Origin of the sequence: Amphibacillus jilinensis Y1 (assembly GCF_000306965.1) — a bacterium.
GTDB classification, from domain to species: domain Bacteria; phylum Bacillota; class Bacilli; order Bacillales; family Amphibacillaceae; genus Amphibacillus_C; species Amphibacillus_C jilinensis.
In genome coordinates this window covers 43,687-65,686 of record NZ_JH976443.1, presented here as the reverse complement: position 1 = coordinate 65,686, position 22,000 = coordinate 43,687, and the positions used below count along the sequence as shown (strand labels likewise).

29 protein-coding genes and 2 pseudogenes are annotated in these 22,000 nt (G+C 39.1%); 23 read left to right on the top strand and 8 right to left on the bottom strand.

Annotated features, from left to right (window positions below; translation table 11 throughout):
• Positions 1–24: 24 nt before the first annotated feature.
• From rpsH to B494_RS0117285, 16 genes are all read left to right on the top strand, one after another.
• Positions 25–423: a 30S ribosomal protein S8 gene (gene rpsH / locus B494_RS0117360; RefSeq protein WP_017473650.1), complete on the top strand. Its 399-nt coding sequence runs from the start codon at positions 25–27 to the stop codon at positions 421–423.
• A 32-nt stretch (positions 424–455) separates the two neighbouring features.
• Positions 456–992 (top strand): 50S ribosomal protein L6, encoded by a 537-nt coding sequence (gene rplF / locus B494_RS0117355; RefSeq protein WP_017473649.1) that lies wholly within the window; start codon positions 456–458, stop codon positions 990–992.
• A gap of 61 nt (positions 993–1,053) precedes the next feature.
• On the top strand, positions 1,054–1,416 hold the full coding sequence (rplR, locus tag B494_RS0117350; protein ID WP_017473648.1) for a 50S ribosomal protein L18: 363 nt from the start codon (positions 1,054–1,056) through the stop codon (positions 1,414–1,416).
• Between the two features lie 21 nt (positions 1,417–1,437).
• Positions 1,438–1,941 (top strand): 30S ribosomal protein S5, encoded by a 504-nt coding sequence (gene rpsE / locus B494_RS0117345; protein ID WP_017473647.1) that lies wholly within the window; start codon positions 1,438–1,440, stop codon positions 1,939–1,941.
• 13 nt (positions 1,942–1,954) lie between these two features.
• Positions 1,955–2,137: a 50S ribosomal protein L30 gene (gene rpmD, locus B494_RS0117340; RefSeq protein ID WP_017473646.1), complete on the top strand. Its 183-nt coding sequence runs from the start codon at positions 1,955–1,957 to the stop codon at positions 2,135–2,137.
• Between the two features lie 29 nt (positions 2,138–2,166).
• Positions 2,167–2,604 (top strand): 50S ribosomal protein L15, encoded by a 438-nt coding sequence (gene rplO / locus B494_RS0117335; RefSeq protein WP_017473645.1) that lies wholly within the window; start codon positions 2,167–2,169, stop codon positions 2,602–2,604.
• Positions 2,604–3,899 carry a preprotein translocase subunit SecY gene (gene secY, locus B494_RS0117330; protein ID WP_017473644.1) on the top strand — a complete coding sequence of 432 codons (1,296 nt, stop codon included), beginning with the start codon at positions 2,604–2,606 and terminating at the stop codon, positions 3,897–3,899. The genes rplO and secY overlap by 1 nt, the downstream gene beginning before the upstream one ends.
• 49 nt (positions 3,900–3,948) lie before the next feature.
• The gene (locus tag B494_RS0117325) at positions 3,949–4,599 is read left to right on the top strand and encodes an adenylate kinase (RefSeq protein ID WP_017473643.1); all 651 of its coding nucleotides are present in this window, start codon (positions 3,949–3,951) and stop codon (positions 4,597–4,599) included.
• Between the two features lie 383 nt (positions 4,600–4,982).
• On the top strand, positions 4,983–5,318 hold the full coding sequence (locus tag B494_RS0117320) for a KOW domain-containing RNA-binding protein (RefSeq protein WP_017473642.1): 336 nt from the start codon (positions 4,983–4,985) through the stop codon (positions 5,316–5,318).
• Positions 5,296–5,514: a translation initiation factor IF-1 gene (gene infA, locus B494_RS0117315; protein ID WP_003464670.1), complete on the top strand. Its 219-nt coding sequence runs from the start codon at positions 5,296–5,298 to the stop codon at positions 5,512–5,514. Before B494_RS0117320 ends, infA begins: the two co-directional genes overlap by 23 nt.
• Before the next feature lie 33 nt (positions 5,515–5,547).
• Positions 5,548–5,661 carry a 50S ribosomal protein L36 gene (gene rpmJ / locus B494_RS0117310; protein WP_017473641.1) on the top strand — a complete coding sequence of 38 codons (114 nt, stop codon included), beginning with the start codon at positions 5,548–5,550 and terminating at the stop codon, positions 5,659–5,661.
• Between the two features lie 24 nt (positions 5,662–5,685).
• Complete coding sequence (gene rpsM, locus B494_RS0117305; RefSeq protein ID WP_017473640.1) at positions 5,686–6,051, top strand: 30S ribosomal protein S13; 366 nt, start codon at positions 5,686–5,688, stop codon at positions 6,049–6,051.
• 25 nt (positions 6,052–6,076) lie between these two features.
• Positions 6,077–6,466 carry a 30S ribosomal protein S11 gene (gene rpsK / locus B494_RS0117300; RefSeq protein WP_017473639.1) on the top strand — a complete coding sequence of 130 codons (390 nt, stop codon included), beginning with the start codon at positions 6,077–6,079 and terminating at the stop codon, positions 6,464–6,466.
• 236 nt (positions 6,467–6,702) lie between these two features.
• Positions 6,703–7,647: a DNA-directed RNA polymerase subunit alpha gene (locus B494_RS0117295; protein ID WP_017473638.1), complete on the top strand. Its 945-nt coding sequence runs from the start codon at positions 6,703–6,705 to the stop codon at positions 7,645–7,647.
• A gap of 44 nt (positions 7,648–7,691) precedes the next feature.
• Positions 7,692–8,045 carry a 50S ribosomal protein L17 gene (rplQ, locus tag B494_RS0117290; protein ID WP_017473637.1) on the top strand — a complete coding sequence of 118 codons (354 nt, stop codon included), beginning with the start codon at positions 7,692–7,694 and terminating at the stop codon, positions 8,043–8,045.
• A gap of 380 nt (positions 8,046–8,425) precedes the next feature.
• A complete protein-coding gene (locus B494_RS0117285; protein WP_017473636.1) occupies positions 8,426–8,896 on the top strand; it encodes a transposase family protein in 471 nt (156 codons plus the stop codon).
• 56 nt (positions 8,897–8,952) lie between these two features.
• On the opposite strand, the gene B494_RS0117280 is transcribed toward B494_RS0117285, so the two are convergent.
• From B494_RS0117280 to B494_RS0117250, 7 genes are all read right to left on the bottom strand, one after another.
• Positions 8,953–9,819, bottom strand: a complete 867-nt coding sequence (locus tag B494_RS0117280) for an ROK family protein (RefSeq protein WP_017473635.1) — start codon at positions 9,817–9,819, stop codon at positions 8,953–8,955.
• A gap of 65 nt (positions 9,820–9,884) precedes the next feature.
• On the bottom strand, positions 9,885–10,784 hold the full coding sequence (locus tag B494_RS0117275) for a ketose-bisphosphate aldolase (protein WP_017473634.1): 900 nt from the start codon (positions 10,782–10,784) through the stop codon (positions 9,885–9,887).
• Positions 10,785–10,817: 33 nt separating this feature from the next.
• Entirely contained in the window at positions 10,818–11,660 is an 843-nt protein-coding gene (locus B494_RS0117270; protein ID WP_017473633.1) for a class II fructose-bisphosphate aldolase, read from the bottom strand.
• 12 nt (positions 11,661–11,672) lie between these two features.
• Entirely contained in the window at positions 11,673–12,758 is a 1,086-nt protein-coding gene (locus B494_RS0117265) for a PTS fructose transporter subunit IIC (protein ID WP_017473632.1), read from the bottom strand.
• Between the two features lie 28 nt (positions 12,759–12,786).
• Positions 12,787–13,098 (bottom strand): PTS fructose transporter subunit IIB, encoded by a 312-nt coding sequence (locus tag B494_RS0117260; protein ID WP_017473631.1) that lies wholly within the window; start codon positions 13,096–13,098, stop codon positions 12,787–12,789.
• Positions 13,099–13,115: 17 nt separating this feature from the next.
• Positions 13,116–13,598 carry a PTS sugar transporter subunit IIA gene (locus tag B494_RS0117255; RefSeq protein ID WP_017473630.1) on the bottom strand — a complete coding sequence of 161 codons (483 nt, stop codon included), beginning with the start codon at positions 13,596–13,598 and terminating at the stop codon, positions 13,116–13,118.
• Between the two features lie 2 nt (positions 13,599–13,600).
• A complete protein-coding gene (locus B494_RS0117250) occupies positions 13,601–15,067 on the bottom strand; it encodes a BglG family transcription antiterminator (protein WP_017473629.1) in 1,467 nt (488 codons plus the stop codon).
• 703 nt (positions 15,068–15,770) lie between these two features.
• On the opposite strand from B494_RS0117250, the pseudogene B494_RS20880 reads away from it, so the two are divergent.
• Positions 15,771–15,875: pseudogene (locus B494_RS20880) on the top strand (FAD-dependent oxidoreductase); the annotation flags it as partial.
• Positions 15,876–15,899: 24 nt separating this feature from the next.
• Here B494_RS20880 and B494_RS20025 read toward each other — a convergent pair.
• A pseudogene (locus B494_RS20025) lies at positions 15,900–16,735 on the bottom strand (manganese catalase).
• A 487-nt stretch (positions 16,736–17,222) separates the two neighbouring features.
• Here B494_RS20025 and B494_RS0117240 point away from each other — a divergent pair.
• The 6 genes from B494_RS0117240 to rpsI all read left to right on the top strand — a co-directional run bounded on the left by B494_RS0117240 (position 17,223) and on the right by rpsI (position 21,511).
• Complete coding sequence (locus B494_RS0117240; RefSeq protein WP_017473628.1) at positions 17,223–18,062, top strand: energy-coupling factor ABC transporter ATP-binding protein; 840 nt, start codon at positions 17,223–17,225, stop codon at positions 18,060–18,062.
• Positions 18,038–18,913: an energy-coupling factor ABC transporter ATP-binding protein gene (locus B494_RS0117235; RefSeq protein ID WP_017473627.1), complete on the top strand. Its 876-nt coding sequence runs from the start codon at positions 18,038–18,040 to the stop codon at positions 18,911–18,913. The genes B494_RS0117240 and B494_RS0117235 overlap by 25 nt, the downstream gene beginning before the upstream one ends.
• Positions 18,906–19,703 carry an energy-coupling factor transporter transmembrane component T family protein gene (locus B494_RS0117230; RefSeq protein ID WP_017473626.1) on the top strand — a complete coding sequence of 266 codons (798 nt, stop codon included), beginning with the start codon at positions 18,906–18,908 and terminating at the stop codon, positions 19,701–19,703. Before B494_RS0117235 ends, B494_RS0117230 begins: the two co-directional genes overlap by 8 nt.
• An 18-nt stretch (positions 19,704–19,721) precedes the next feature.
• Entirely contained in the window at positions 19,722–20,468 is a 747-nt protein-coding gene (gene truA, locus B494_RS0117225) for a tRNA pseudouridine(38-40) synthase TruA (RefSeq protein ID WP_338131644.1), read from the top strand.
• Positions 20,469–20,660: 192 nt separating this feature from the next.
• Positions 20,661–21,098 (top strand): 50S ribosomal protein L13, encoded by a 438-nt coding sequence (gene rplM / locus B494_RS0117220; RefSeq protein WP_017473624.1) that lies wholly within the window; start codon positions 20,661–20,663, stop codon positions 21,096–21,098.
• A 20-nt stretch (positions 21,099–21,118) separates the two neighbouring features.
• A complete protein-coding gene (gene rpsI / locus B494_RS0117215; protein ID WP_017473623.1) occupies positions 21,119–21,511 on the top strand; it encodes a 30S ribosomal protein S9 in 393 nt (130 codons plus the stop codon).
• Positions 21,512–22,000 lie beyond the last annotated feature (489 nt).

The window sequence follows — 22,000 nt, the reverse complement described above, 5'->3', positions numbered from 1 at the left end:
ATTATGGGAAGGAGGTAATATTGAATGGTTATGACAGATCCAATTGCAGATATGTTAACACGTATTCGTAATGCAAACATGGTCCGCCATGAGAAGCTGGAGCTTCCTGCATCAACAGTCAAAAAAGAGATTGCAGATATTCTTAAGCGTGAGGGTTTTGTACGCGATTATGAATTCGTTGAAGATAATAAACAAGGTGTATTGCGAATTTTCTTGAAATATGGTGCGAATGAAGAACGTGTTATTACTGGACTTAAACGTATTAGTAAACCAGGATTGCGTGTTTATGCCAAAGCTGATGAGTTACCACGAGTACTTAATGGTTTAGGTATTGCAATCGTATCAACTTCAAAAGGAATTTTATCAGACAAAGAAGCACGTCAACAAGCTATTGGTGGCGAAGTTCTCGCTTACGTTTGGTAATCATTTTCATTAAGATAGGAGGTGCCATGTAGATGTCACGTATAGGTTTTAAGATTCTTGAAATCCCTGAAGGTGTTGAAGTTAAGAATGAAAACAACTTAGTGACGGTTAAAGGTCCTAAAGGACAATTAACACGTCAACTTCATGAAGATATGATTATTAACATCGATGGTAATGAGCTAACTGTTGCAAGACCGTCTGAAAGCAAAAAACATAAAGCCTTACACGGAACGACTCGAAGCCTAATCGCAAATATGGTTGAAGGTGTACACAAAGGTTATGAAAAAGCTTTAGAAATCCAAGGTGTTGGTTATCGTGCGCAAATGCAAGGAAATAAACTTGTGGTTAGTGCAGGATACTCACATCCAGTTGAAGTCGAGCAACCAGAAGGTATTGAGTTCGATGTTCCAGCAAATACAAAAGTTATCGTTAAAGGTATCGACAAAGAATTGGTAGGTGCAATTGCAGCTAACATTCGTGCGATCCGTAAACCAGAGCCTTACAAAGGTAAAGGTATCCGTTACGAAGGCGAATATGTTCGTCGTAAAGAAGGTAAAACGGCTAAGTAATGTCAGTTAACCTTCTAACTAATTAGTTACGTTAGTTAGGGAACAGAAAGGAGTGACCTAGATGATCACAAAGCCAGATAAAAATTCGGTACGTAAGAAAAGACATTTACGTGTCCGTAAAAACCTATTTGGAACGGCGGAACGTCCACGCTTAAACGTATACCGTTCAAATAAACATATTTACGCGCAACTGATTGATGATGTCAATCATGTAACATTGGCAAGCGCATCAACTGTTGACAACGAATTTAAAGCTGAAGCAACCGGAAACGTTGAAGCTGCTAAGTTAGTTGGAGAATTGGTCGCAAAGCGCGCATTAGATAAAGGCCACAAAAATGTGGTGTTCGACCGTGGAGGCTATCTCTATCACGGACGTGTTAAAGCATTAGCAGAGGCTGCCCGTGAGGCAGGTCTTGAATTTTAATTGTAAAAGGAGGGACAAAGATTGCAAACTCAAATCGATCCAAATAAATTAGATTTAGAAGAACGCGTAGTAACCATTAACCGTGTTGCTAAGGTAGTTAAAGGTGGACGTCGTTTCCGCTTTGCAGCATTAGTGGTTGTGGGAGATAAGAATGGTCACGTTGGTTTCGGTACTGGGAAAGCTCAAGAGGTTCCAGATGCGATTAAGAAAGCCATTGATGACGCTAAGAAAAACTTAATTAAAGTACCACTTGTAGGAACAACGGTTCCACATCAAGTAACTGGCCAATTTGGTGCAGGGAGTATTTTAATTAAACCAGCAGTAGAAGGTACTGGAGTTATCGCTGGTGGACCTGTTCGTGCTGTCCTTGAATTAGCTGGTGTTGGTGATATTAACTCTAAGTCATTAGGTTCAAATACACCAATCAATATGGTACGTGCAACAGTTCAGGGTCTTTCAGAATTGAAGCCTGCTGAAGAAGTAGCAAAATTACGCGGTAAAACAGTTGAAGAACTGTTAGGATAAGGAGGGAAATCGAATGGCTAATCAGTTAGAAATTACCCTCACGCGCAGTGTTATTGGCAGAACTGAAACGCAAAAACAAACGGTTAAAGCATTAGGCTTAAACAAAATAAATCAATCCGTTGTCCGTGAAGATACACCTGCGGTAAGAGGTATTATTAATAAAGTATCACACTTAGTAACGGTTAAAGAATTATAATCACATTAGTGCATAGAGGAGGTGCTCGCATGAAACTTCATGAATTAAAACCATCACAAGCTCGTAAACAACGAAACCGTGTCGGTCGTGGAATGTCCTCTGGAAACGGAAAAACATCTGGCCGTGGTCACAAAGGTCAAAATGCTCGTTCAGGTGGCGGTGTGCGTCCAGGTTTTGAAGGTGGTCAAATGCCTTTATTCCAACGTTTACCAAAACGCGGTTTTACAAATATTCATCGTAAAGAGTTTGCTGTTATTAATCTTGCAGCATTAAATAAATTTGAAGAAGGTACAGAAGTAACACCTGAGCTTTTACTTGAAACAGGTCTTGTTAGCAAGCTAAAAGCCGGCATTAAAGTTCTTGGAAATGGTACGATTGAAAAGAAACTTACTGTAAAAGCTCACAAGTTCTCTGCTTCTGCAAAAGAAGCAATTGAGGCAGCGGGCGGTCAAACTGAGGTGATCTAATGTTCCAAACAATCTCCAATTTCTTTCGTGTAAAAGATATCCGAAACAAAATTGTTTTTACATTACTCATGCTAATTGTTTTTAGAGTCGGTACCTTTATTCCTGTACCGTTCACAGATCGAACAGCAATTGGCTTTATGAATGATCAACAAAATGTGTTTGGATTTCTGAACACATTTGGAGGCGGGGCATTACAAAATTTCTCCATTCTTGCAATGGGGATTATGCCCTATATCACGGCCTCAATCATTATGCAGTTATTACAGATGGATATCGTCCCTAAGTTTGCCGAGTGGAAAAAACAAGGTGAAGTGGGACGCCGTAAGTTGGCTCAGGTCACGCGATATGCAACAATTGTTCTAGCTTTTATTCAGGCCACTGCCATGTCAGTTGGTTTTAACGCAATGGCTGGGGGCGCCCTCATTGCCAACCCGACTATTGATAAATTTATCATTATTGCGCTTGTATTAACTGCTGGAACTGCATTTCTAATGTGGCTTGGTGAACAAATTACTGCAAATGGTGTGGGCAATGGGATTTCAGTTATTATCTTTGCGGGTATTGTTGCTGCTATTCCAAATACAATTAATCAAGTATATGAACAATATTTTGGCGGTAATGTAGGTGATGAACTATTCATCAACACGGTTATTGTATCATTAATTGTGTTGGTCGTATTAGCTGTAACTGTTGGTGTTATCTTTATCCAACAGGCGACGCGAAAAATACCGATTCAGTATGCTAAGCGTTTAGCTAATCGTTCGACAGTTGGTGGACAGTCGACACATCTACCTTTGAAAGTCAACACAGCTGGTGTTATTCCAGTTATTTTCTCTGTTGCTTTCATTATGGCACCAAGAACGATTGCTAGCTTTTTTGACGGTAGTGTAGCGAATACAATCGAAACGATCTTCGATTATACACAGCCAGCTGGGATGGTTATCTATGTTGCGCTAATCATTGCTTTTTCATATTTTTATACCTTTGTGCAGTCAAACCCTGAGCAAATGGCAGAAAACTTGAAGAAACAAGGCGGTTATGTTCCTGGTATTCGACCTGGTAAGAAAACCGAAACGTATTTGACTCGCGTTTTATATCGCTTAACCTTTGTAGGGGCGCTTTTCTTAGCAGCAGTAGCTGTATTACCTATTGCTTTAGGTCGTATCGCAAACCTGCCTCAATCCGTTCAGATTGGTGGAACAAGTATACTGATTGTTGTTGGTGTAGCACTTCAAACCATGAAACAACTTGAAAGTCAACTTGTTAAACGCCACTATAAAGGGTTTATTAAATAAGTCAATGTTGTAAGGATTGACTGAATAAATGAGAGCGAGGGGAATAGCAGTGAACTTAATCTTAATGGGCCTTCCTGGAGCAGGTAAAGGCACACAAGCTGAGAAGATAGTAGAAAAATATCAGATTCCTCATATTTCAACTGGAGATATGTTTCGTTCCGCAATTAAAGAAGGAACAGATCTAGGTAAGAAAGCAAAATCATTTATGGATCAAGGAGCACTTGTACCTGATGAAGTAACCATTGGAATCGTCAGAGAGCGATTAAGCAAAGCCGATTGTGAGAAAGGGTTCTTGTTAGATGGCTTTCCAAGAACCATTGCTCAGGCAGAAGCTTTAGAAAACTTGTTATCTGAATTGAATGCGCCACTTCAATACGTTATACATGTTGATGTTCCTCAGGAAAAGTTGGTCGATCGTTTAACAGGTCGTCGGATTTGTCCGGAATGCGGAGCGACGTATCATGTTATCTTCAACCCACCTAAAGTTGAAGGGAAATGTGATCATGATGGAGCAACATTAATTCAGCGAGAAGATGATCGTGCTGAGACCGTTTCAAAGCGTCTAGAAGTAAATATTGAGCAAACTCAACCGTTACTTGACTTTTATCAAGATAAAGGCTATCTTGTCACCGTAGATGGTGATCGAGACATCGATGTTGTGTTTGAAGCGATTGATAAAAAGCTTCAAACTTTATCATAATATAATATCGTGCAATCTTTGCTACGAAGCAAGATCCGCAATCGAATGGTTTGATTGGATCTGATTGGCAGCATTTGCACCGTGAATTTAGCGATTACTGCCTGTGGTGGTAATCTAGAGAGACTAAATCCAGAATTTAAGTCTCACAGAGCAAAACCAGGTGCCACCCTTTTCAATAGAATGCATAGTTAAGTGAAAGCGCCCTGTCTAACTACGAGAGTTTAGCTTGTGCAGGATGTGTTAACACTTGTAACGGTTGCGAATAATTGGACGGTTGTCACTAAACGTGGTAAAATATAAGCTTGTAGAAAAACATGTTTTACAATGGATAATAAGTTGGTTATGTAGTTGTATAACAAAAACTTAAGTGAAGGTGATCATGTTTGAATGATACGGAGTCGCGTCCTGAGATAGGTCAAGTCGTTCAAATCTTGCAAGGGCGAGAAGCAGGTCAATATGCCATTGTCATCAATATTGTCGATGATCGTTTTGTTCTGCTTGCAGACGGAGAGAAACGGAAGTATGATCGACCGAAGAAGAAGAACTTTAATCACATTATTCCGATGCGTTATATTTCTCCTGAGGTTCAAAAAAGCCTTCTAGAAACAGGTCGCGTTACAAATGGTAAGCTGCGTTTTGCTATATCAAAATTTGTCAATGAAGTAGTGACTGATTTGAAGAAGGGAGATCAACTCGATGGCGAAAGACGATGCAATTGAAGTAGAAGGTACGGTTACTGACACTTTGCCGAATGCAATGTTTAAAGTTGAATTAGAGAATGGACACACCGTTTTAGCACATGTTTCTGGGAAAATTCGTATGCACTTTATTCGAATTCTACCAGGAGATAAAGTGACGGTTGAACTTTCTCCGTACGATTTAACAAGAGGGCGTATTACGTACCGTTATAAATAATGATAAGCTCCGATAATAGAGGAGGTATGGATGATGAAGGTAAGACCATCTGTAAAACCCATTTGCGAAAAATGTAAAGTTATTCGTCGCAACGGAAAAGTTATGGTAATTTGCGAAAATCCGAAGCATAAACAAAAACAAGGTTAATCAATAAGGAGGTGCAAAGCAATAATGGCACGTATTGCAGGTATTGATGTTCCACGTGAGAAGCGTGTAGTCATTTCACTAACATATGTCTATGGTATTGGTAAATCAACTGCTCAAGCGATTCTTAAAGAAGCTGGCGTTTCTGAAGATACACGCGTCCGCGATTTAACTGAAGATGAATTAGGTCGTATTCGTACAGCAGTAGATCAATACAATACTGAAGGAGATCTTCGTCGAGAAGTTTCTCTTAATATTAAACGTTTAATTGAGATTGGTTCATACAGAGGCTTGCGTCACCGTCGCGGATTACCGGTTCGTGGACAAAAGACGAAAAACAACGCACGTACGCGTAAAGGTCCAAGTAAAACAATCGCAAACAAAAAGAAATAAGCATTAAAGGAGGTTTATGATACGAATGGCTCGTAAAACGAATACACGTAAAAAACGTGTCAAAAAGAATATTGACACGGGTGTCGCACACATCCGTTCAACATTTAACAATACAATCGTTACGATTACTGATGTTCAAGGTAATGCAATTAGCTGGAGCAGTGCAGGATCATTAGGCTTTAAAGGTTCAAAGAAGTCTACTCCATTTGCAGCTCAAATGGCAGCAGAAGCAGCAGCTAAAGTTGCTCAAGAGAATGGCATGAAAACTTTAGAAGTAACCGTAAAAGGACCTGGTGCTGGACGTGAGGCAGCAATTCGCTCACTTCAAGCAGCTGGTTTGGAAGTCACTGCCATTGTAGACGTAACACCAGTTCCTCACAATGGCTGTCGCCCACCAAAACGTCGCCGTGTCTAATTTTATCCGTATAGAATTTGTCAGCCTGTCTATAATGGATTATGATTGCTTAAAGCAGAACGTTTGAAGATAGATTTGAATAAGATCTCATTTAACCATTCTCAACCAGCATCGAAACTGACAGACAAAAAATATACGAATAGAAGATAGTGCAGGAGCGGGAACTGCCTACCTGAGGAATTTCGGTTAGACAATGGTCTAACCGGGGTTTCGACGTTCAAAGGAGGGTTTTATAAATGATCGAAATTGAAAAGCCGAAGATAGAAATTGTAGAAATCAATGATGATGCTACTTTTGGAAAGTTCGTCGTAGAACCACTAGAACGTGGATATGGGACTACACTAGGAAACTCCTTACGTCGTATTCTATTATCCTCACTTCCTGGTGCTGCAGTAACATCTGTCCAAATTGATGGCGCCCTTCATGAATTTTCAACAATCGAGGGTGTTGTTGAAGATGTAACAACAATTGTCCTAAACCTTAAAAAGCTAGCCTTGAAAATCTACTCTGATGAAGAGAAGACGTTAGAAATTGACGTACAAGGAGAAGGTGTTGTTACTGCTGCGGATATTACTTACGATAGTGATGTGGAAATCCTTAACCCGGATCTTCATATTGCGACATTGGGAAGCAATGCTAACCTACGCATGAAAATTACTGCTGAACGTGGCCGTGGCTATCGTCCTGCTGACGCTAACAACCATGATGATCAACCGATCGGAGTTGTTCCTGTTGATTCGATTTTCACGCCAGTATCACGTGCAACTTTCCAAGTGGAAAACACACGTGTCGGTCAAATGACAAACTTTGATAAGCTGACTTTAGATGTGTGGACTGATGGAAGTATTCGCCCAGAAGAAGCTGTATCTTTAGGTGCGAAAATTTTCACCGAACATTTAAATATCTTCGTTGGATTGACAGATGAAGCCCAGAATGCTGAAATCATGATTGAAAAAGAAGAAGATCAGAAAGAAAAAGTATTGGAAATGACCATTGAAGAACTAGATTTATCTGTGCGTTCTTACAATTGCTTAAAGCGTGCTGGTATTAATACCGTACAAGAACTTGCAAATAAGTCTGAAGATGACATGATGAAAGTACGAAACTTAGGACGTAAATCACTTGAAGAAGTGAAACATAAGTTGGATGACTTAGGCTTAGGTTTACGTAAAGAAGATTAGTCATAAAAAACCTTTATAGATTCCTAAAAAAGGAGGGATAATCAATGGCTAGAAAACTAGGTAGAACAACAGATGCACGGATGGCATTACTAAGAAACCTTGCAAGTGATTTGATCATTCATGAGCGTTTAGAAACAACAGAAGCAAAAGCAAAAGATTTACGTTCTGTAGTTGAAAAAATGATTACACTTGGTAAGCGTGGTGACTTACATGCTCGCCGTCAAGCAGCATCATTCCTATACAAGAAGGATGCAAGCGAAACAGAAGATGTAATACAGAAGTTATTTGATGATATCGCAACGCGTTATGAAGACCGTCAAGGTGGTTATACACGTGTACTTAAGCTTGGACCACGTCGTGGTGATGGAGCTAAAATGGCGATTATTGAGTTAGTCTAACTGAATAATAGATAGAATCAAGGGCAGGATAGAGTCTCAATATGAGCTTGAATCCAAGCCCTTTTTTGTACGCTAGTAAAGCATAAATTTTCGGTTCTTTGTCAAATGACGTTGGTGAGAATTTTTGCCGGCAATTTTATAGATGAATTTCACAAATATTCAAGTCGGATTATGCTGCTTGAATGTTTGGTTAGGTGCATTTTGGGCTGATTTCGATTCAATAGATCTTAACTTAGTTATCTACACGTAAATTCATACGGGTTCGGTCAGGAAGTGATGAGACTCCTGCAGGAATAGCACGAGCTGAAGATCCACTCATGTGCGCGTTTTGTGCGCACATGAGTTAGCTGAAGCCGTGCCTGCGGAAAGCGAATCACTGGATGATCGAACCCATTTCTATTTCTATAGATAGAAAACAAATGCGTTTCCCTGTAGAATTAAAGTCAACGAAAACCAATCCGGGAGGGAACGCACTTGTCATATTCAAGAAGTTTGCACATGTTGCGGCGTTTAAGAATGAAGATTACACGATATATAAAAATGGCACACAATGCTCACGTATGACACTTCCGATTGGTGGAGTGAAGAAAACCTATCTGAATTTGAGAAAGCAACGCTTTAAGTGTAAGGCGTGTGGGAATACGTTTACGGCGGCTACATCTCTTGTTGGAAAATATTGTTATCTTTCGAAATATACGAAAGCACGTGTTTTAATCAAGGCGGCAGAAGCGCAGTCTTTAAAAGATATCGCAAAGGATACGGCTGTGTCTGCCACGACGGTTCAACGGCTCATGACGAAAGAAAATTGCACCGAACGAAACGATTTATTTTTGTATCGCGTTTACAGTTAAGTTTAGTTCACAAAAAGCGCAGATACTTGATTTGCACTCTTGAATGAAATTTTTCTTTATTTTGACTGATCAAATTCATTTTGGGCTAATAGTAATGCCCCTACAATACCACTTTCTCCTGACAAACCCCAAGGAACAATATATTCCTCTGTTGGTGGAAGAGTAACATACTCATTCAACAATCGGTCAAACTCCTTGTGAATTCTTCCAATCATATGATTTTGTTTCATGACCCCACCTCCTAAAACAATTATCTCGGGAGATAATACCATCGTATAATTCACTAACGCTTGCGCCAGATAGTATGCCTGTTTATCCCAAATCGGATCACGCTTATCAATCATTTCTCCCAGCTTACCAGTTCTACCTATCAAGGATGAACCAGAGGCTAGCCCCTCTAAACAATCTTTGTGATAAGGACAACACCCCCAATAATCATCTGATTCATGCCTCTTCACAAAAATATGCCCCATTTCGGGATGATTAATTCCTTGAAGCAATTGATCCTTGAAAACAGCTCCACCACCGATTCCGGTTCCAACAGTCAAATAAACACAACTCTTTTTTCCTTTCGCAGCTCCCCTTTTTATCTCAGCATAAGCTGCAACGTTCACATCCGTAGTCCATACATAAGGAACTGAATAACGCTTTCTGATTTCTCCAAGAAAATCAAAGTTCGTCCACCCTTTTTTGGGAGTGGACAATAGATAACCATAGTCTGCCTTATTTTTATCGATTCCGATTGGGCCAAACGAACCTATACCCAAACTATTCAACTGATACTTATCAAAAAAATCGAATAAGTGTTTGAATGTTTCGTTCGGTGTAGTTGTAGGAATTTCAACCCTATCAATAATGTTTAATTCGTTATCACAGACAGCACCAATGAATTTTGTTCCGCCAGCTTCAATACCTCCAAGCATTTTTCTTCACCCCTTTTTGTGAAAAATCGCCAAGAGAGAGCCCTTGGCAATTTTCAATAGCTGATTCAGTTCAGTTCATTTCTCCAAGGCCTAACATTTAGATTTCGATATAACTCAGCTTTGTTAATAGAATTAAACAATGTCATTTTTTGTTTTACGACTTTTTTAGCCTCGAGGATACATTCAGGATAAATTGCATTCGGATCCCACAATTCAGTAGTTGATAAAATTTCACGGCATTTTTTATAGAATGCATATTTGTAATCAGAGGAAATATTCACCTTTTGGATGCCGATCTCCACCGCTCTTGCAATTTCTTCATCTGGATTTGCTGAGCCTCCATGAAGAACCAAAGGAATATCCACTGTTTCTTTAATCGCCTTTAATACATCCATTTTCAATTCGGGTTTTACATCTTTTGGATAAATGCCATGTGCTGTTCCGATAGCAACAGCTAAGGTATCAATGCCTGTTTCTTCAATGAATTTTTCTGCATCTTCAGGTTGGGTATAGATTACCTTTGAAACACCACCTTCAATGGAAGTTCCCGTATTGCCGATAGTCCCCAGCTCGCCCTCAACAGAAACGCCAATTTTATGACAAACTTGAACAACTTCTTTAGTCATTTGAATGTTTTCTTCGAATGGCAGTAATGAGCCATCAATCATTACGGAACTGAACCCACTGTGGATCGCCCGCATTATGCTTGCCAAGCTGTCCCCATGATCCATATGGAGAACAAAAGGAACACTGCTATTTTTCAAACGAGAAACAGTATATTGGAAAAATTCATCTTTAGTAAACTCAAGCTCTGTAGGATGAACAGCAATAATTGCTGGGGCATCATTTTCCTCAGCAGCCTCGATAACCACTCTTAGGAAATTACTGTCCGCTACATTAAACGCGCCTACAGCAAATTTATTTTTTTTCGCTAACTCTAACATTTGGTTCATATTGATTAACATTTCATTACCTTCTTCATCTAATTTATAGTATTATTAAAGTGACTTATTTTGAGAGCCCGCAATTTGGATATACCGCTTAACAACTTCTTTACCGGCTGCAACCGTATGATGTATTAAGTCAGGATAACCAATCTGTGGGTTCTCTTTTAATTGTTGATAGATATCGTCCACTTGGCCTCGCATAAAGTCAGAGCCGACATTAATCTTATTGATTCCCAATTCGATAGACTTTTTGATATTTTCTTCACCAGTACCTGATCCACCATGTAACACTAGCGGAAGGTTAGTGTTTTTTTTAATTTTTTCCACGATATCAAACCTAAGTGCTGGAATAGCCCCTTTTGGATAATCTCCATGGGTAGATCCATAAGAAACAGCTAAGCAATCCACGCCAGTTTCTTTAATAAATCTAATCGCATCGTCAGGATCGGTGAACATATCCTCGTCGGTCCAATTACTTCCCATGTCCCCTACCTCAGCCTCAACACTGGCATCATATACTTGCGCAAACTGAACCATCTCTTTTGTGATTCGAATATTTTCTTCCAACGAATACATGGAGGCGTCCATCATCACACTCGAAAATCCTTCGTTTAGACACTGCTTCACATATGCAACATCTTGACCATGATCTAAATTGATCGCTACTTCAACGCTTGCGTTATTAGCCATACGGATGATGGGTTGCGTTAAATAGCGATAATCTAAATGCTGTTTCAAATGCTCCTGAAGCAAATCAATAATGATTGGAGATCTAGACTCTTCAGCAGCCTCAATCACAGCTTTTGCTGTTTCAAGGTTGAAACAGTTGATAGCCATCACTCCATACTTACCTTCATTAGCTCGCTGAAGCATTCCTTTCATAGAAACATACATTCTAAAACCTCCTCAATTGATAGTAATATCAGAGAAATCAACTTCTTCCTCTAAGTCATCCTTTATAGCTATGTTAGTGGTAGGCTTTTTCTTAAGAACGAACAACAACACACCAGTGATTACCGAACCAATTAGCAAAGCAATGGTGAATTTCACAGGATCCGTCATTGCAGGAATAATAAATACTCCGCCAGATGGAACTGGTGAACCAACACCCCATGACATACTCAATCCACCACCAATTGCTGCGCCGACTACACAGGACACAATCACCCGGATTGGATCGACCGCTGCAATTGGTATTACTCCCTCCGTAATCATACATAGGCCCATTGGAAAAGCGATTTTTATATTATCTTCTTCTCCGGTTGTGAATTTTTGTTTGTTGAAGACCTTCGACAATACCCAAGAGATTGTCACACCAAACGGAGGTACCATTGAAGCTAACACTTTAACGGCTTCTGGTTCTTGTACACCTTCAAGGAGCAATCCATCAGCAAATAGTGAAGCTACTTTGTTAACGGGTCCCCCAAAGTCAAATGCCGCCATCCCTCCCATAATTACGCCAAATAGAAATTTGCCTGAACTCTGAAGACCAGCAAGGAAACTGGTCATTGCTTCAGTTGCCCATACAATCGGCACGCCGACAACAAAAAACATCAACAAACCAATGATCAAGGTTGATAACAAAGGTACAATCATCATCGGCATTAAACCTTGTGCCCATTTTGGAACCTTTAAATGCTTAACCAACCATTTGATGAAGAAACCAATTAGATAACCTCCAAGCATACCTCCAAGAAAACCAGCCCCAATACTATTGGCAACCAATCCCATGAATAAACCAGGACCAATTCCAGGACGATCAGCAATCGAATAAGCAATAGCTGCAGAAATCACTGGCGCTAATAATCCCATGCCTAAAACACCAAGTGAAACTAATGCGTCGGGGAGAGAATAAGGAATTTTGTAATTTTCAATTACTTGTCCCCCTGTTAAATTACCAATCGCTATCAAAAGACCGGCCGTTACAACAACTGGAAGCATATAAGAAATCGCAGTCAGTGCATGTTTTTTTAGCTGTAACTTTTTCCACATTTATTTCACCCTCCTGATTTTGAATTATTCACTTTTTCAATTCTTCTTCGATTTTTTTAATAAGTCCCTTTGGTGCCTTGATTACCATACTAGTTGGTACTTCCACTATCTTCTTTCCTTTGAAGCGTTCTCTACCGCCAATTTTGATATCTGCAGCAATGATTACAACATCAGCAGCCTTAATTTCCTCTGGTGTCAACTCATCCTCTGTACCGATAGTGCCTTGGGTTTCAATGTTAGCGGTGTGCCCTAACGCTTGAGCTGCTTTCACTATTTTTCCCTTGGCAATATACGTGTGGGCAATACCAGATGTGCAAGCTGCAACGCCAATTATTTTCATGCAAATCCCTCCTTTCTTTACTCTGTGGGTTCCTTGGATAAGAGTTCTAGCATTTTATCTTTTGATTCCACAGTATGAAGGTGATGGATAAAATCTTCATCTGCCAAAAGCATTGCAACTCTCTGCAATAATTTAATATGCACCGTGTTTGCATCCGTATTTCTTACTGCAAACAAAATGATGATATTCACTGGTTTTTCATCAAGTGATTCCCACTTGATAGGGAGGTTTGTTCGGCCAATAGCTAACGATGTTTTAACCACGCTATCTGATTTTCCATGAGGGATGGCAGTTCCCTGTCCTAATCCGGTCATTCCTTCTTTTTCACGCCCAAAGACATCTTTAGAAAAATCGTCAACACTATTGATTATGCCTTTATCAAACAGCATCTGAGAAAGTTCGATGATGGCATCTTCTTTATTTTGGGCTTTTAAGTCTAAGTTGATCAAATCCTTAGTGATCACGTCAGCAATGCTAAATTGATCAGTTAACTCGTTCATGATTAAATACCTCCTAGAAACTGTTTTACTCGTTCCTCATCTTGCTTAGTAAAAACTGAGTTCACCAAAACAGAAGGAATCGGGATACTTTTGTTTAGGTGGATCGTGGTAAGTATTAGGTCAATGTTTTTGTATTTATCGATATTTTGTTGAAACAATCTTGAAGATAACACATCGACGATTTTAACATTTGAAAACGCTCGTTGGACTTTTACCTTCAGCAATTCTGAGGTACCGATACCCGAACTGCACATGATCAAAATGCGCTTTTGCTTTTGTGAAATTTCCTTATATTTGACAAAGTAAAGTGTTAAAAAACCGATTTCATCATCTGAAATGCACGCAAGCTTGTTTGCTTGTTCTATATGTCTGGCTGCATCCTGAACTGTTTGAAACATTTCAGGATATTCAAGAAGTATATCCTTTAGGATGCCGTTTTTAATAACGATTTCATTTTCGAGACGATAAAGCAGAGGCTCGATATGTCTTAGCAGATTCATAATGTTAGCTTGTTTAATTAACGTTATTTTTAATGTGCTAGATATCTCTTTTAGAAATGCTTCTGCAATTTTTTTTGCTTGCTCCCTATTTTTAGTTCCATTATATGTTTGACTCTCGATTCTCGAAGATACCAAGTATTGAAACAGATAAAATACTTCACTATTTGGCAGATCAACATTAAGGTAGACACTGATTTTTTTTATCACCTGTCTAGAAACCTCATAAAACGCATTATTGCTATTGATCAGCTTTTTTTCTTCATGATCCAACTCATCATTATTCCCTTGAAGAATCTTTCCCTGTCGAACTCTTTGAACCAATATATATATATGAGAAAAAATATTGACATTATAGGGATAGGCAATCGTGGTCTGCATTTTTTTATCGATGAAATCTAGAATCACCGTAATAAAATCAATATCATAGGAATTGACTAATTGAGCGCTAGCAGTAAAAACATCATCGATGAGATTATTTTTGGCTATGATTGATAGAACTGCTTTACGAATACTCCTTTCTGTTCCTTCTATATATAACTTTTTGCGACTACGCTTTAGTTGAATGTGATAAGCAGCTAAATAATCGCCCATTTTTTGCAGATCACCACTGATTGCGGTGTCACTCACATAATAGGGCTCAAATAAATGATTAATTTCCACTTTGTTAGGCGACTTGAAAAGCAGGCTTAACATGATATTGTGCCGTCTTTCAACCGGTTCTGTTATGCGGCCATCTCCCCCCGATTTGGCATTTTCTTTCAGGAAACGGTCATAGTCTAAAATCAATCCTTTACCTGGTTCAGAGTTTATGACTTCACCAGATTCTGATGCTTCATTTATCTTTTTTACAGTTCGATAAATAGTTTTAGTTGATACGTTAGCAAAATCAGCTAATTGGTTTGCAGTAAGAGATAACCCATTTTTTAGCAACAAATCAATAATTATACCTTCTCTTTTACTTAGCTGCATTTCATTAACCTCCTTCTCTTATACTATAATATATTTTTGTAAGCGCAAACACACAGTTGTGTCCTATGTTGTGGACAATTCAAAAATTATATATACAAACGCTAAGACCAAATGATTTCTATTTCGAAATATTTAATATATTTGGGTGCTATTAGGCATACCCAAAAACCATTAAATGCCCCTTATTTAAACGCATTTATGCGAGTAAGATATGAGCGCTCATTATCCTTAAAAAACCTGAATCCAAACAAAAATTCAAAGAAGAGCGTGAACAATGGTTAAAGGAACAGGCTGAAAAAGAAGCCAATCTTACTCTTTATAAAAGGAAAATGGGGGCTCAGTTGGATGTTTCCCTAACGGAACGCCGAGCCGAAGTTCCTACCAATGGGGAATCAAGAAAACAGTAAAGGGAAGAATGTAGGGACTGTCCTTTAGCTAAGGAAGATATGTGCCAAAAGGTTTATAAAGTAAAAATTATGACAGATCTTCGAGAGACCACTGAAAAAATTGTAAGGTTTTCAGTGGCCACGTGAATTTCGGTCCCTTTTTCACATAGATCAGAAATGGGGCTTTCCTTTCACCAACTTCAAATATTATACAAGCGAAGTCTCAATATGAGCTTGAATCCAAGCCCTTTTTTGTATGTTTAGAAAGCATAAAATGTTAATGGAAAACTGAGTAGAGCTCAACATTTAAAGGCTTATATCTTTGTGGCGATTATACATTGCAACCTTATTTCTCAACTATGGAAGGTGTAGTTTATTCAGGCTTAAAAGTAGCTAATTACATCATAAAAAATAGCCGATAGAAGTGTATCGGCTGATGCGCTTCATTACATTGTATTTGGGGGCAACATCGGTAATGTATTGTGGGTATATGGGGGTGCTGGTCTTAAGTTTGGAATTTTCCCAAAAGGTTGGGGCTGATGAAAGTACTTAAATTCACCAAGACCGTCCATGCTTTTTCCTGAAGCCCACCGTCCTTTTTGGCTAGCTGTTCCACCCGATAAATCATAGTAATCATAAGCCACTTCACCTTTTTCAAGTGAACGCGGGAAAGTACTCGGGACGACAATATTTTTTTTTTCTTCTAATTCGCATATTGCTGCATACCACTGATTTTGATGCATCGTGTCGCGGGCAATAAGGAATGAAAGCATATCCTTTACTCCTGGATCTGTTGTCATTTCATATAAACGAACAGCTTGTAAGCGCCCTTGAGATTCATAGGTTAAATTCAGACGGAAATCAGCTAGCAAGTTCCCGCTAGCATTTATATAACTGGCTGTCCAGGGATTGCCAATACTATCGGCAGGCATGGCGCCAATCCACTAACAATGGCGTGTTGAGGATTCATACCACCTAATATAGCTCCAACTACAGGGTTTTGTGAGGCTAACTCTTGATCACCAATAGGGGCATTGTCCAATAAACGCGCAATCATGGTAGCAAGCATTTCAACATGAGCCAACTCTTCGGTACCAGTGGCCATGAGCAGATCTCGATATTTCTCATCTCCTCTTGTATTCCATCCTTGAAATAAATATTGTAATGCAACAGATATTTCCCCGAATTGTCCACCAAGGATTTCTTGTAGTTTATTTGCATAGACAGGGTCTGGCCGAGTTGGTTTTGCATGGTATTGTAGCGCATCAACATGATAAAACATAGATGATCATCTTCAGTTTTATTTTTCATGATTAAGATATTCCTAGAGGTGGAATGTTGATGATAATTTAGACCGGATCCACTTATCACAGCTAACTGTCTGTAAAATCACCCCCAAAATAGTGAACAGAGGTAAGTCTATTTTGATGGCTGATAACGGGCGCTCAACTAACAACACACACTGATTAAAGATTCGATATACTACACATGTTTAAAGGGTAGGATAAAAGGTAGAGAAGTTAGCTAGCTAGGCTTTGAATGCCGGCGTAACGAAATAACATATAAACAAAAATGTGAGGGTTCATTTTTAACGGGAGATTGAATGTTCTCTTATAGAATAATTTTCATAAATACTTAACTATTTCTCAAACGTTTTTGAAAGAATTATGATAAAATATGCAGTTAGAGATATTATTTAGCCAACAGGTGCTATTTCCTTATCTGTTCATTTCCTGGGAAATAATCTGTCGCAATATGGGGGAATACCAATGAATAGTGATCAAGTTGAATTTCGCAATGTTTCATTTCGATATAATGATGAGCAGCCATGGGTATTGAATAATGTAAGTTTCTCGATTAAATCAGATGAGTGGGTTGCCATTATCGGGCACAATGGTTCAGGCAAATCAACTATTGCCAAGCTTATTAACGGCTTAATATTTCCTGATCAAGGCGAGATTTTTGTAAATGGCATCAAGGTTACTGCTGATACGGTTTGGGATGTGCGCAAACAAGTAGGGATGGTTTTTCAAAATCCAGATAACCAGTTTGTGGGGACAACCGTTAAAGATGATGTGGCATTTGGGTTGGAGAATCGTGGTGTCGAAAGATCAGAAATGATTAAACGTATTAATGACAGCTTAGCCGCAGTTCGCATGTCAGATTACATTATGCATGAACCGCACAGACTATCTGGAGGGCAGAAGCAGCGTGTGGCCATAGCCGGTGTACTTGCTGTTCAACCTAATTTGATTATATTAGATGAAGCAACAGCAATGCTTGATCCAAAGGGGCGAACAGAAATATTAACAACTGTCTATGATGTTAAACAAAATCACCAATTAAATCTGATAACGATTACCCATGATTTAAATGAAATTATTCATGCTGATCGCGTGATTGTGATGAACAATGGTGAAGTATGGACAGAAACAAGCCCGAGGGTATTATTCACGCAAGAAGAGGGATTGCGTGAAATTGGCTTAGATATCCCTTTCGTTGCTAAATTAGCCAATGAGCTTAGCAAACAATCAATAACGTTAACTCAGCAACCCATCAATCAAAAGGAGCTATTAGACGAATTATGGACATTTCATTTAAACAAGTAAGTTATATTTATCAACCTAATAGCCCGTTTGAGCATCAAGCATTAAAAGAGATTGATTTTTCAATAAAATCAGGCACATTTGTGGCAATCGTCGGTCATACAGGATCAGGTAAATCAACACTCATCCAACATTTAAACGGTCTTATTCGCCCAACTAAAGGTGAAATTAATATTGGTGACTTTACATTAAAGGCGAGTGAAAAGACGGCTAAGATTAAAGATTTACGCCGCCAAGTTGGTGTTGTTTTTCAGTACCCTGAACATCAATTGTTTGAAGAAACGATTGAGAAAGATATTGCATTTGGACCCAAAAACTTTGGTGTGAGTGATGAAGAGATTAATCGGCGTATCCCACAAGTGCTTGAAGCAGTTAATCTCTCACCAGAATTACTGTCACGATCCCCGTTTGATTTGAGCGGTGGGCAAATGCGACGCGTAGCCATTGCGGGTGTACTAGCTATGGATCCTCGTGTGCTCGTCTTAGATGAGCCAACAGCTGGATTAGATCCCAAAGGTCAACAAGAGATCATGGATATGTTTAAAGAACTTCATACACGTAAGCAGTTAACGACAATTTTGGTGACACATAGTATGGAAGATGCTTTGAAATATGCTGATCATGTTATTATATTAGACCATGGTCAAAAATATATGGAAGGCACACCAGCAGAGGTTTTTGTTCAAAAAGAGGCTTTGCAACGTGTCCAATTGGACATGCCAGAAATCATTCAATTTATCCATTCATTTGAACAGCGTTTTGGTCAGGCTTTACGTTATAATGGACAGTCTATTGAGGCGTTAGCACAAGAGATTAATCAGCTAGTGCATGAGGAGGTGAAAGTTGATGGCTAACTCTTTAATCATTGGACAATATGTGCCAACAGATTCATTGGTTCATCGGCTTGACCCTCGGACGAAGATTATTATTATTTTTCTGTTTGTGATTTTTATTTTCTTTGCAAATAATGCTTTAAGTTATGGTTGGTTAGCGCTATTTGCAGTAGCAAGCGCGGTGGCGACAAAAATAAAGTTAAAGTTTATTGCAAGAGGACTAACGCCTGTCTGGTTTTTAATTATATTTACGTTTATTTTACACCTGTTTGTCACAAGAGAAGGTCCCGTGCTTTTTGAAATCATTGGTTTCCCTATCTATTCAGGGGCTATTATACAAGGTTTTGCGATATCATTACGTTTCTTTCTGTTAATTCTTGTGACGTCATTAATGACATTAACAACGACGCCGATTGAAATAACGGATGCAATTGAGTCATTACTCCATCCGTTGAAAAAGATTAAATTCCCTGTCCATGAACTAGCTTTGATGATGTCCATCTCGCTTCGTTTTATTCCAACACTGATGCAAGAAACTGAGAAGATATCTAAAGCTCAAGCATCGCGTGGTGTTGATTTTAAAACAGGACCTATTAAAGATCGGATCCATGCTGTCGTACCTTTGTTAGTGCCGCTGTTTGTTAGTGCTTTTAAGCGGGCTGAAGAATTAGCGATGGCTATGGAGGCAAGAGGTTATCAGGGCGGTGAAGGGCGAACGAAGCTTCGCGAATTGACTATTGCCAAATTAGATTGGCTAGCTTTTTTATCCTTTTCTTGTGTATTGATTGGTTTATTTTTACTAAGACAATAAGGAGTAGAAGGTATGCGAATGTTGGCGATAGTAAGTTATGACGGCACTAACTATGCGGGTTATCAAGTTCAACCTAATCAGACAACCATTCAATCGACGATTGAAGCAGCGCTAAGGCAGATCCACAAAGGAGAACGCATCAAAATCGTTGCTTCCGGTAGAACTGATGCTGGTGTTCATGCGATTGGACAGACCTTTCATTTTGATAGTCACTTAGCTATAGCGCCTGCAAATTGGAAAAAGGCTTTAAATGCTTTATTGCCTAAAGATATTGTAATTAAAGATGTTACGCCAGTAGCTGATGATTTCCATGCTCGGTATGATGTCCGTCAAAAAACATATCGTTATGTTGTTCTGAATGCAGAAGATTTAGATCCATTTACACGGAATTATAGCTATCATATTAAAAGGCATCTGGACATTGAAGCAATCAATCAAGCGTGTTCGCATTTGCTTGGTGAACATGACTTTACTGCATTTTGTGCAGCTAATCATAATGTGAAGGGCAGTATGGTCCGTAAAATTTATCAAGCACGTTGTGTAAAAGAGGCGAATCGCGTCACATTCACTTTTTCTGGTAATGGCTTTTTGTATAACATGGTTCGGATTATAGTTGGCACCTTGATTGAAGTGGGTTTAGGTGAAAGAACGAGTGATGCTTTTCGCGATATTATTGACAGCCTTGACCGCTCCTATGCAGGTAAAACAGCTCCTGCACAAGGCTTATATTTGCAAGAAGTACAGTATAAAGAAAAAAGATCATAAAAAAACAACGGAACCGGGTGAACAGCTGTTGACATTAGGCTTTAATTGTTATATGATGATCTATGGCATTTTATTTCTATACCACGATTAGCCCCGGAAAGTTAATTGTGTAGAATATAAGAGCAAAACTGATAAAAAAAGATGATTTTTATTCAAATTAGAAGATAAAAGGTATACAGGAGGGTAATGAACATGCGCACAACTTTCATGGCAAATGATGCGAACATTGAACGTAAATGGCTTGTAGTTGATGCTGAAGGCCAGACACTTGGACGTCTAGCAAGTGAAGTGGCAACGATTCTTCGTGGCAAGCATAAACCAACATACACACCACATGTAGATACAGGTGATTATGTCATTATTATCAATGCAGAAAAAATTGAACTAACAGGTAACAAATTGAATGATAAGATGTATTATCGTCATTCTAATCACCCAGGTGGTCTAAAAGGACGTACGGCTGGCGAAATGCGTGAGAAACATCCTGAAAAAATGTTAGAACTAACAATTAAAGGGATGCTTCCAAAAGGTAGCCTTGGTCGTAAAACGGCTAAAAAATTACACGTTTACCGTGGATCAGAACATCAACATCAAGCACAAAAACCAGAAGTTTATGAGCTTCGCGGATAATTAAAAGGAGGTAACGAATAGTGGCACAAGTACAATACTACGGTACCGGACGCCGTAAAAGTTCAACAGCTCGTGTACGTTTAGTTCCAGGAACTGGACGTATCACTGTAAATAATCGTGATGCGGAAGAATACTTCCCATACGAAACATTACGTACAATTATTAAACAACCTTTAGCTTCAACGGAAACAGAAGGTAGCTATGATGTACTCGTTAATGTACATGGTGGTGGATTCACTGGACAAGCTGGTGCAATTCGTCATGGTGTGGCGCGTGCATTGTTAGAAGTAGATCCTGAGTATCGCTTAACTTTAAAGCGTGCTGGCTTCTTAACACGTGATGCAAGAATGAAAGAACGTAAGAAATACGGTCTTAAAGGCGCACGTAGAGCTCCTCAGTTCTCAAAACGTTAATTCGGACAATTTTTCAATCCCTCAAATCACTATGATTTGGGGGGTTTTGCTTTATGTAAATGATTGATGGGAGTAATTTATCGCTTCTAAAAAGCCGCCAGTTTTGACTAATGTTGCAGTTGGGGAACTTGAAAATCACATCTCTCCTCATATTCTTGGGGAATTGAATAGGATAATGGCGTATAGCGCATAGTCCAGTCCTACACAAAAGCCTAGGTAACTCCTACTGGAGAACCCTAGGCTTAACAAGCTTGTATGGTAGATACCAAGTAATACGTCAATCTTAAGGAAACAGTCGTGTACGGAACCGTACGCACGGTGGTGTGAGAGGACGGGAGTTAGTCACCCCTTCTAACCAATTCATATTATGTCTTAATCTCCATTTTATATGAGCTTTCAGGAATGCACAGTTCAAACGCAAGTAGAGTCCGCATTTAATCAATAGCCTAACAAGTAAAATACTATATTCTTTAACAGTATACATTCTAA

Excerpts from the sequence above, each read along its gene's own strand:
- rpmJ (WP_017473641.1), top strand. The coding sequence starts at position 5,548 with ATGAAGGTAAGACCATCTGTAAAACCCATTTGCGAAAAATGTAAAGTT.
- B494_RS0117295 (WP_017473638.1), top strand. The coding sequence starts at position 6,703 with ATGATCGAAATTGAAAAGCCGAAGATAGAAATTGTAGAAATCAATGAT.
- B494_RS0117265 (WP_017473632.1), bottom strand. The coding sequence starts at position 12,758 with ATGTGGAAAAAGTTACAGCTAAAAAAACATGCACTGACTGCGATTTCT.
- B494_RS0117235 (WP_017473627.1), top strand. The coding sequence starts at position 18,038 with ATGGACATTTCATTTAAACAAGTAAGTTATATTTATCAACCTAATAGC.
- B494_RS0117275 (WP_017473634.1), bottom strand. The coding sequence starts at position 10,784 with ATGTTAATCAATATGAACCAAATGTTAGAGTTAGCGAAAAAAAATAAA.
- rplR (WP_017473648.1), top strand. The coding sequence starts at position 1,054 with ATGATCACAAAGCCAGATAAAAATTCGGTACGTAAGAAAAGACATTTA.
- rpmD (WP_017473646.1), top strand. The coding sequence starts at position 1,955 with ATGGCTAATCAGTTAGAAATTACCCTCACGCGCAGTGTTATTGGCAGA.
- secY (WP_017473644.1), top strand. The coding sequence starts at position 2,604 with ATGTTCCAAACAATCTCCAATTTCTTTCGTGTAAAAGATATCCGAAAC.
- B494_RS0117255 (WP_017473630.1), bottom strand. The coding sequence starts at position 13,598 with ATGAACGAGTTAACTGATCAATTTAGCATTGCTGACGTGATCACTAAG.
- rplO (WP_017473645.1), top strand. The coding sequence starts at position 2,167 with ATGAAACTTCATGAATTAAAACCATCACAAGCTCGTAAACAACGAAAC.
- B494_RS0117240 (WP_017473628.1), top strand. The coding sequence starts at position 17,223 with ATGAATAGTGATCAAGTTGAATTTCGCAATGTTTCATTTCGATATAAT.
- B494_RS0117230 (WP_017473626.1), top strand. The coding sequence starts at position 18,906 with ATGGCTAACTCTTTAATCATTGGACAATATGTGCCAACAGATTCATTG.
- rplM (WP_017473624.1), top strand. The coding sequence starts at position 20,661 with ATGCGCACAACTTTCATGGCAAATGATGCGAACATTGAACGTAAATGG.
- B494_RS0117280 (WP_017473635.1), bottom strand. The coding sequence starts at position 9,819 with ATGCTTGGAGGTATTGAAGCTGGCGGAACAAAATTCATTGGTGCTGTC.
- truA (WP_338131644.1), top strand. The coding sequence starts at position 19,722 with ATGTTGGCGATAGTAAGTTATGACGGCACTAACTATGCGGGTTATCAA.
- infA (WP_003464670.1), top strand. The coding sequence starts at position 5,296 with ATGGCGAAAGACGATGCAATTGAAGTAGAAGGTACGGTTACTGACACT.
- B494_RS0117270 (WP_017473633.1), bottom strand. The coding sequence starts at position 11,660 with ATGTATGTTTCTATGAAAGGAATGCTTCAGCGAGCTAATGAAGGTAAG.
- rplQ (WP_017473637.1), top strand. The coding sequence starts at position 7,692 with ATGGCTAGAAAACTAGGTAGAACAACAGATGCACGGATGGCATTACTA.
- rpsK (WP_017473639.1), top strand. The coding sequence starts at position 6,077 with ATGGCTCGTAAAACGAATACACGTAAAAAACGTGTCAAAAAGAATATT.
- B494_RS0117250 (WP_017473629.1), bottom strand. The coding sequence starts at position 15,067 with ATGCAGCTAAGTAAAAGAGAAGGTATAATTATTGATTTGTTGCTAAAA.
- rplF (WP_017473649.1), top strand. The coding sequence starts at position 456 with ATGTCACGTATAGGTTTTAAGATTCTTGAAATCCCTGAAGGTGTTGAA.
- rpsM (WP_017473640.1), top strand. The coding sequence starts at position 5,686 with ATGGCACGTATTGCAGGTATTGATGTTCCACGTGAGAAGCGTGTAGTC.
- rpsH (WP_017473650.1), top strand. The coding sequence starts at position 25 with ATGGTTATGACAGATCCAATTGCAGATATGTTAACACGTATTCGTAAT.
- B494_RS0117260 (WP_017473631.1), bottom strand. The coding sequence starts at position 13,098 with ATGAAAATAATTGGCGTTGCAGCTTGCACATCTGGTATTGCCCACACG.
- B494_RS0117285 (WP_017473636.1), top strand. The coding sequence starts at position 8,426 with ATGATCGAACCCATTTCTATTTCTATAGATAGAAAACAAATGCGTTTC.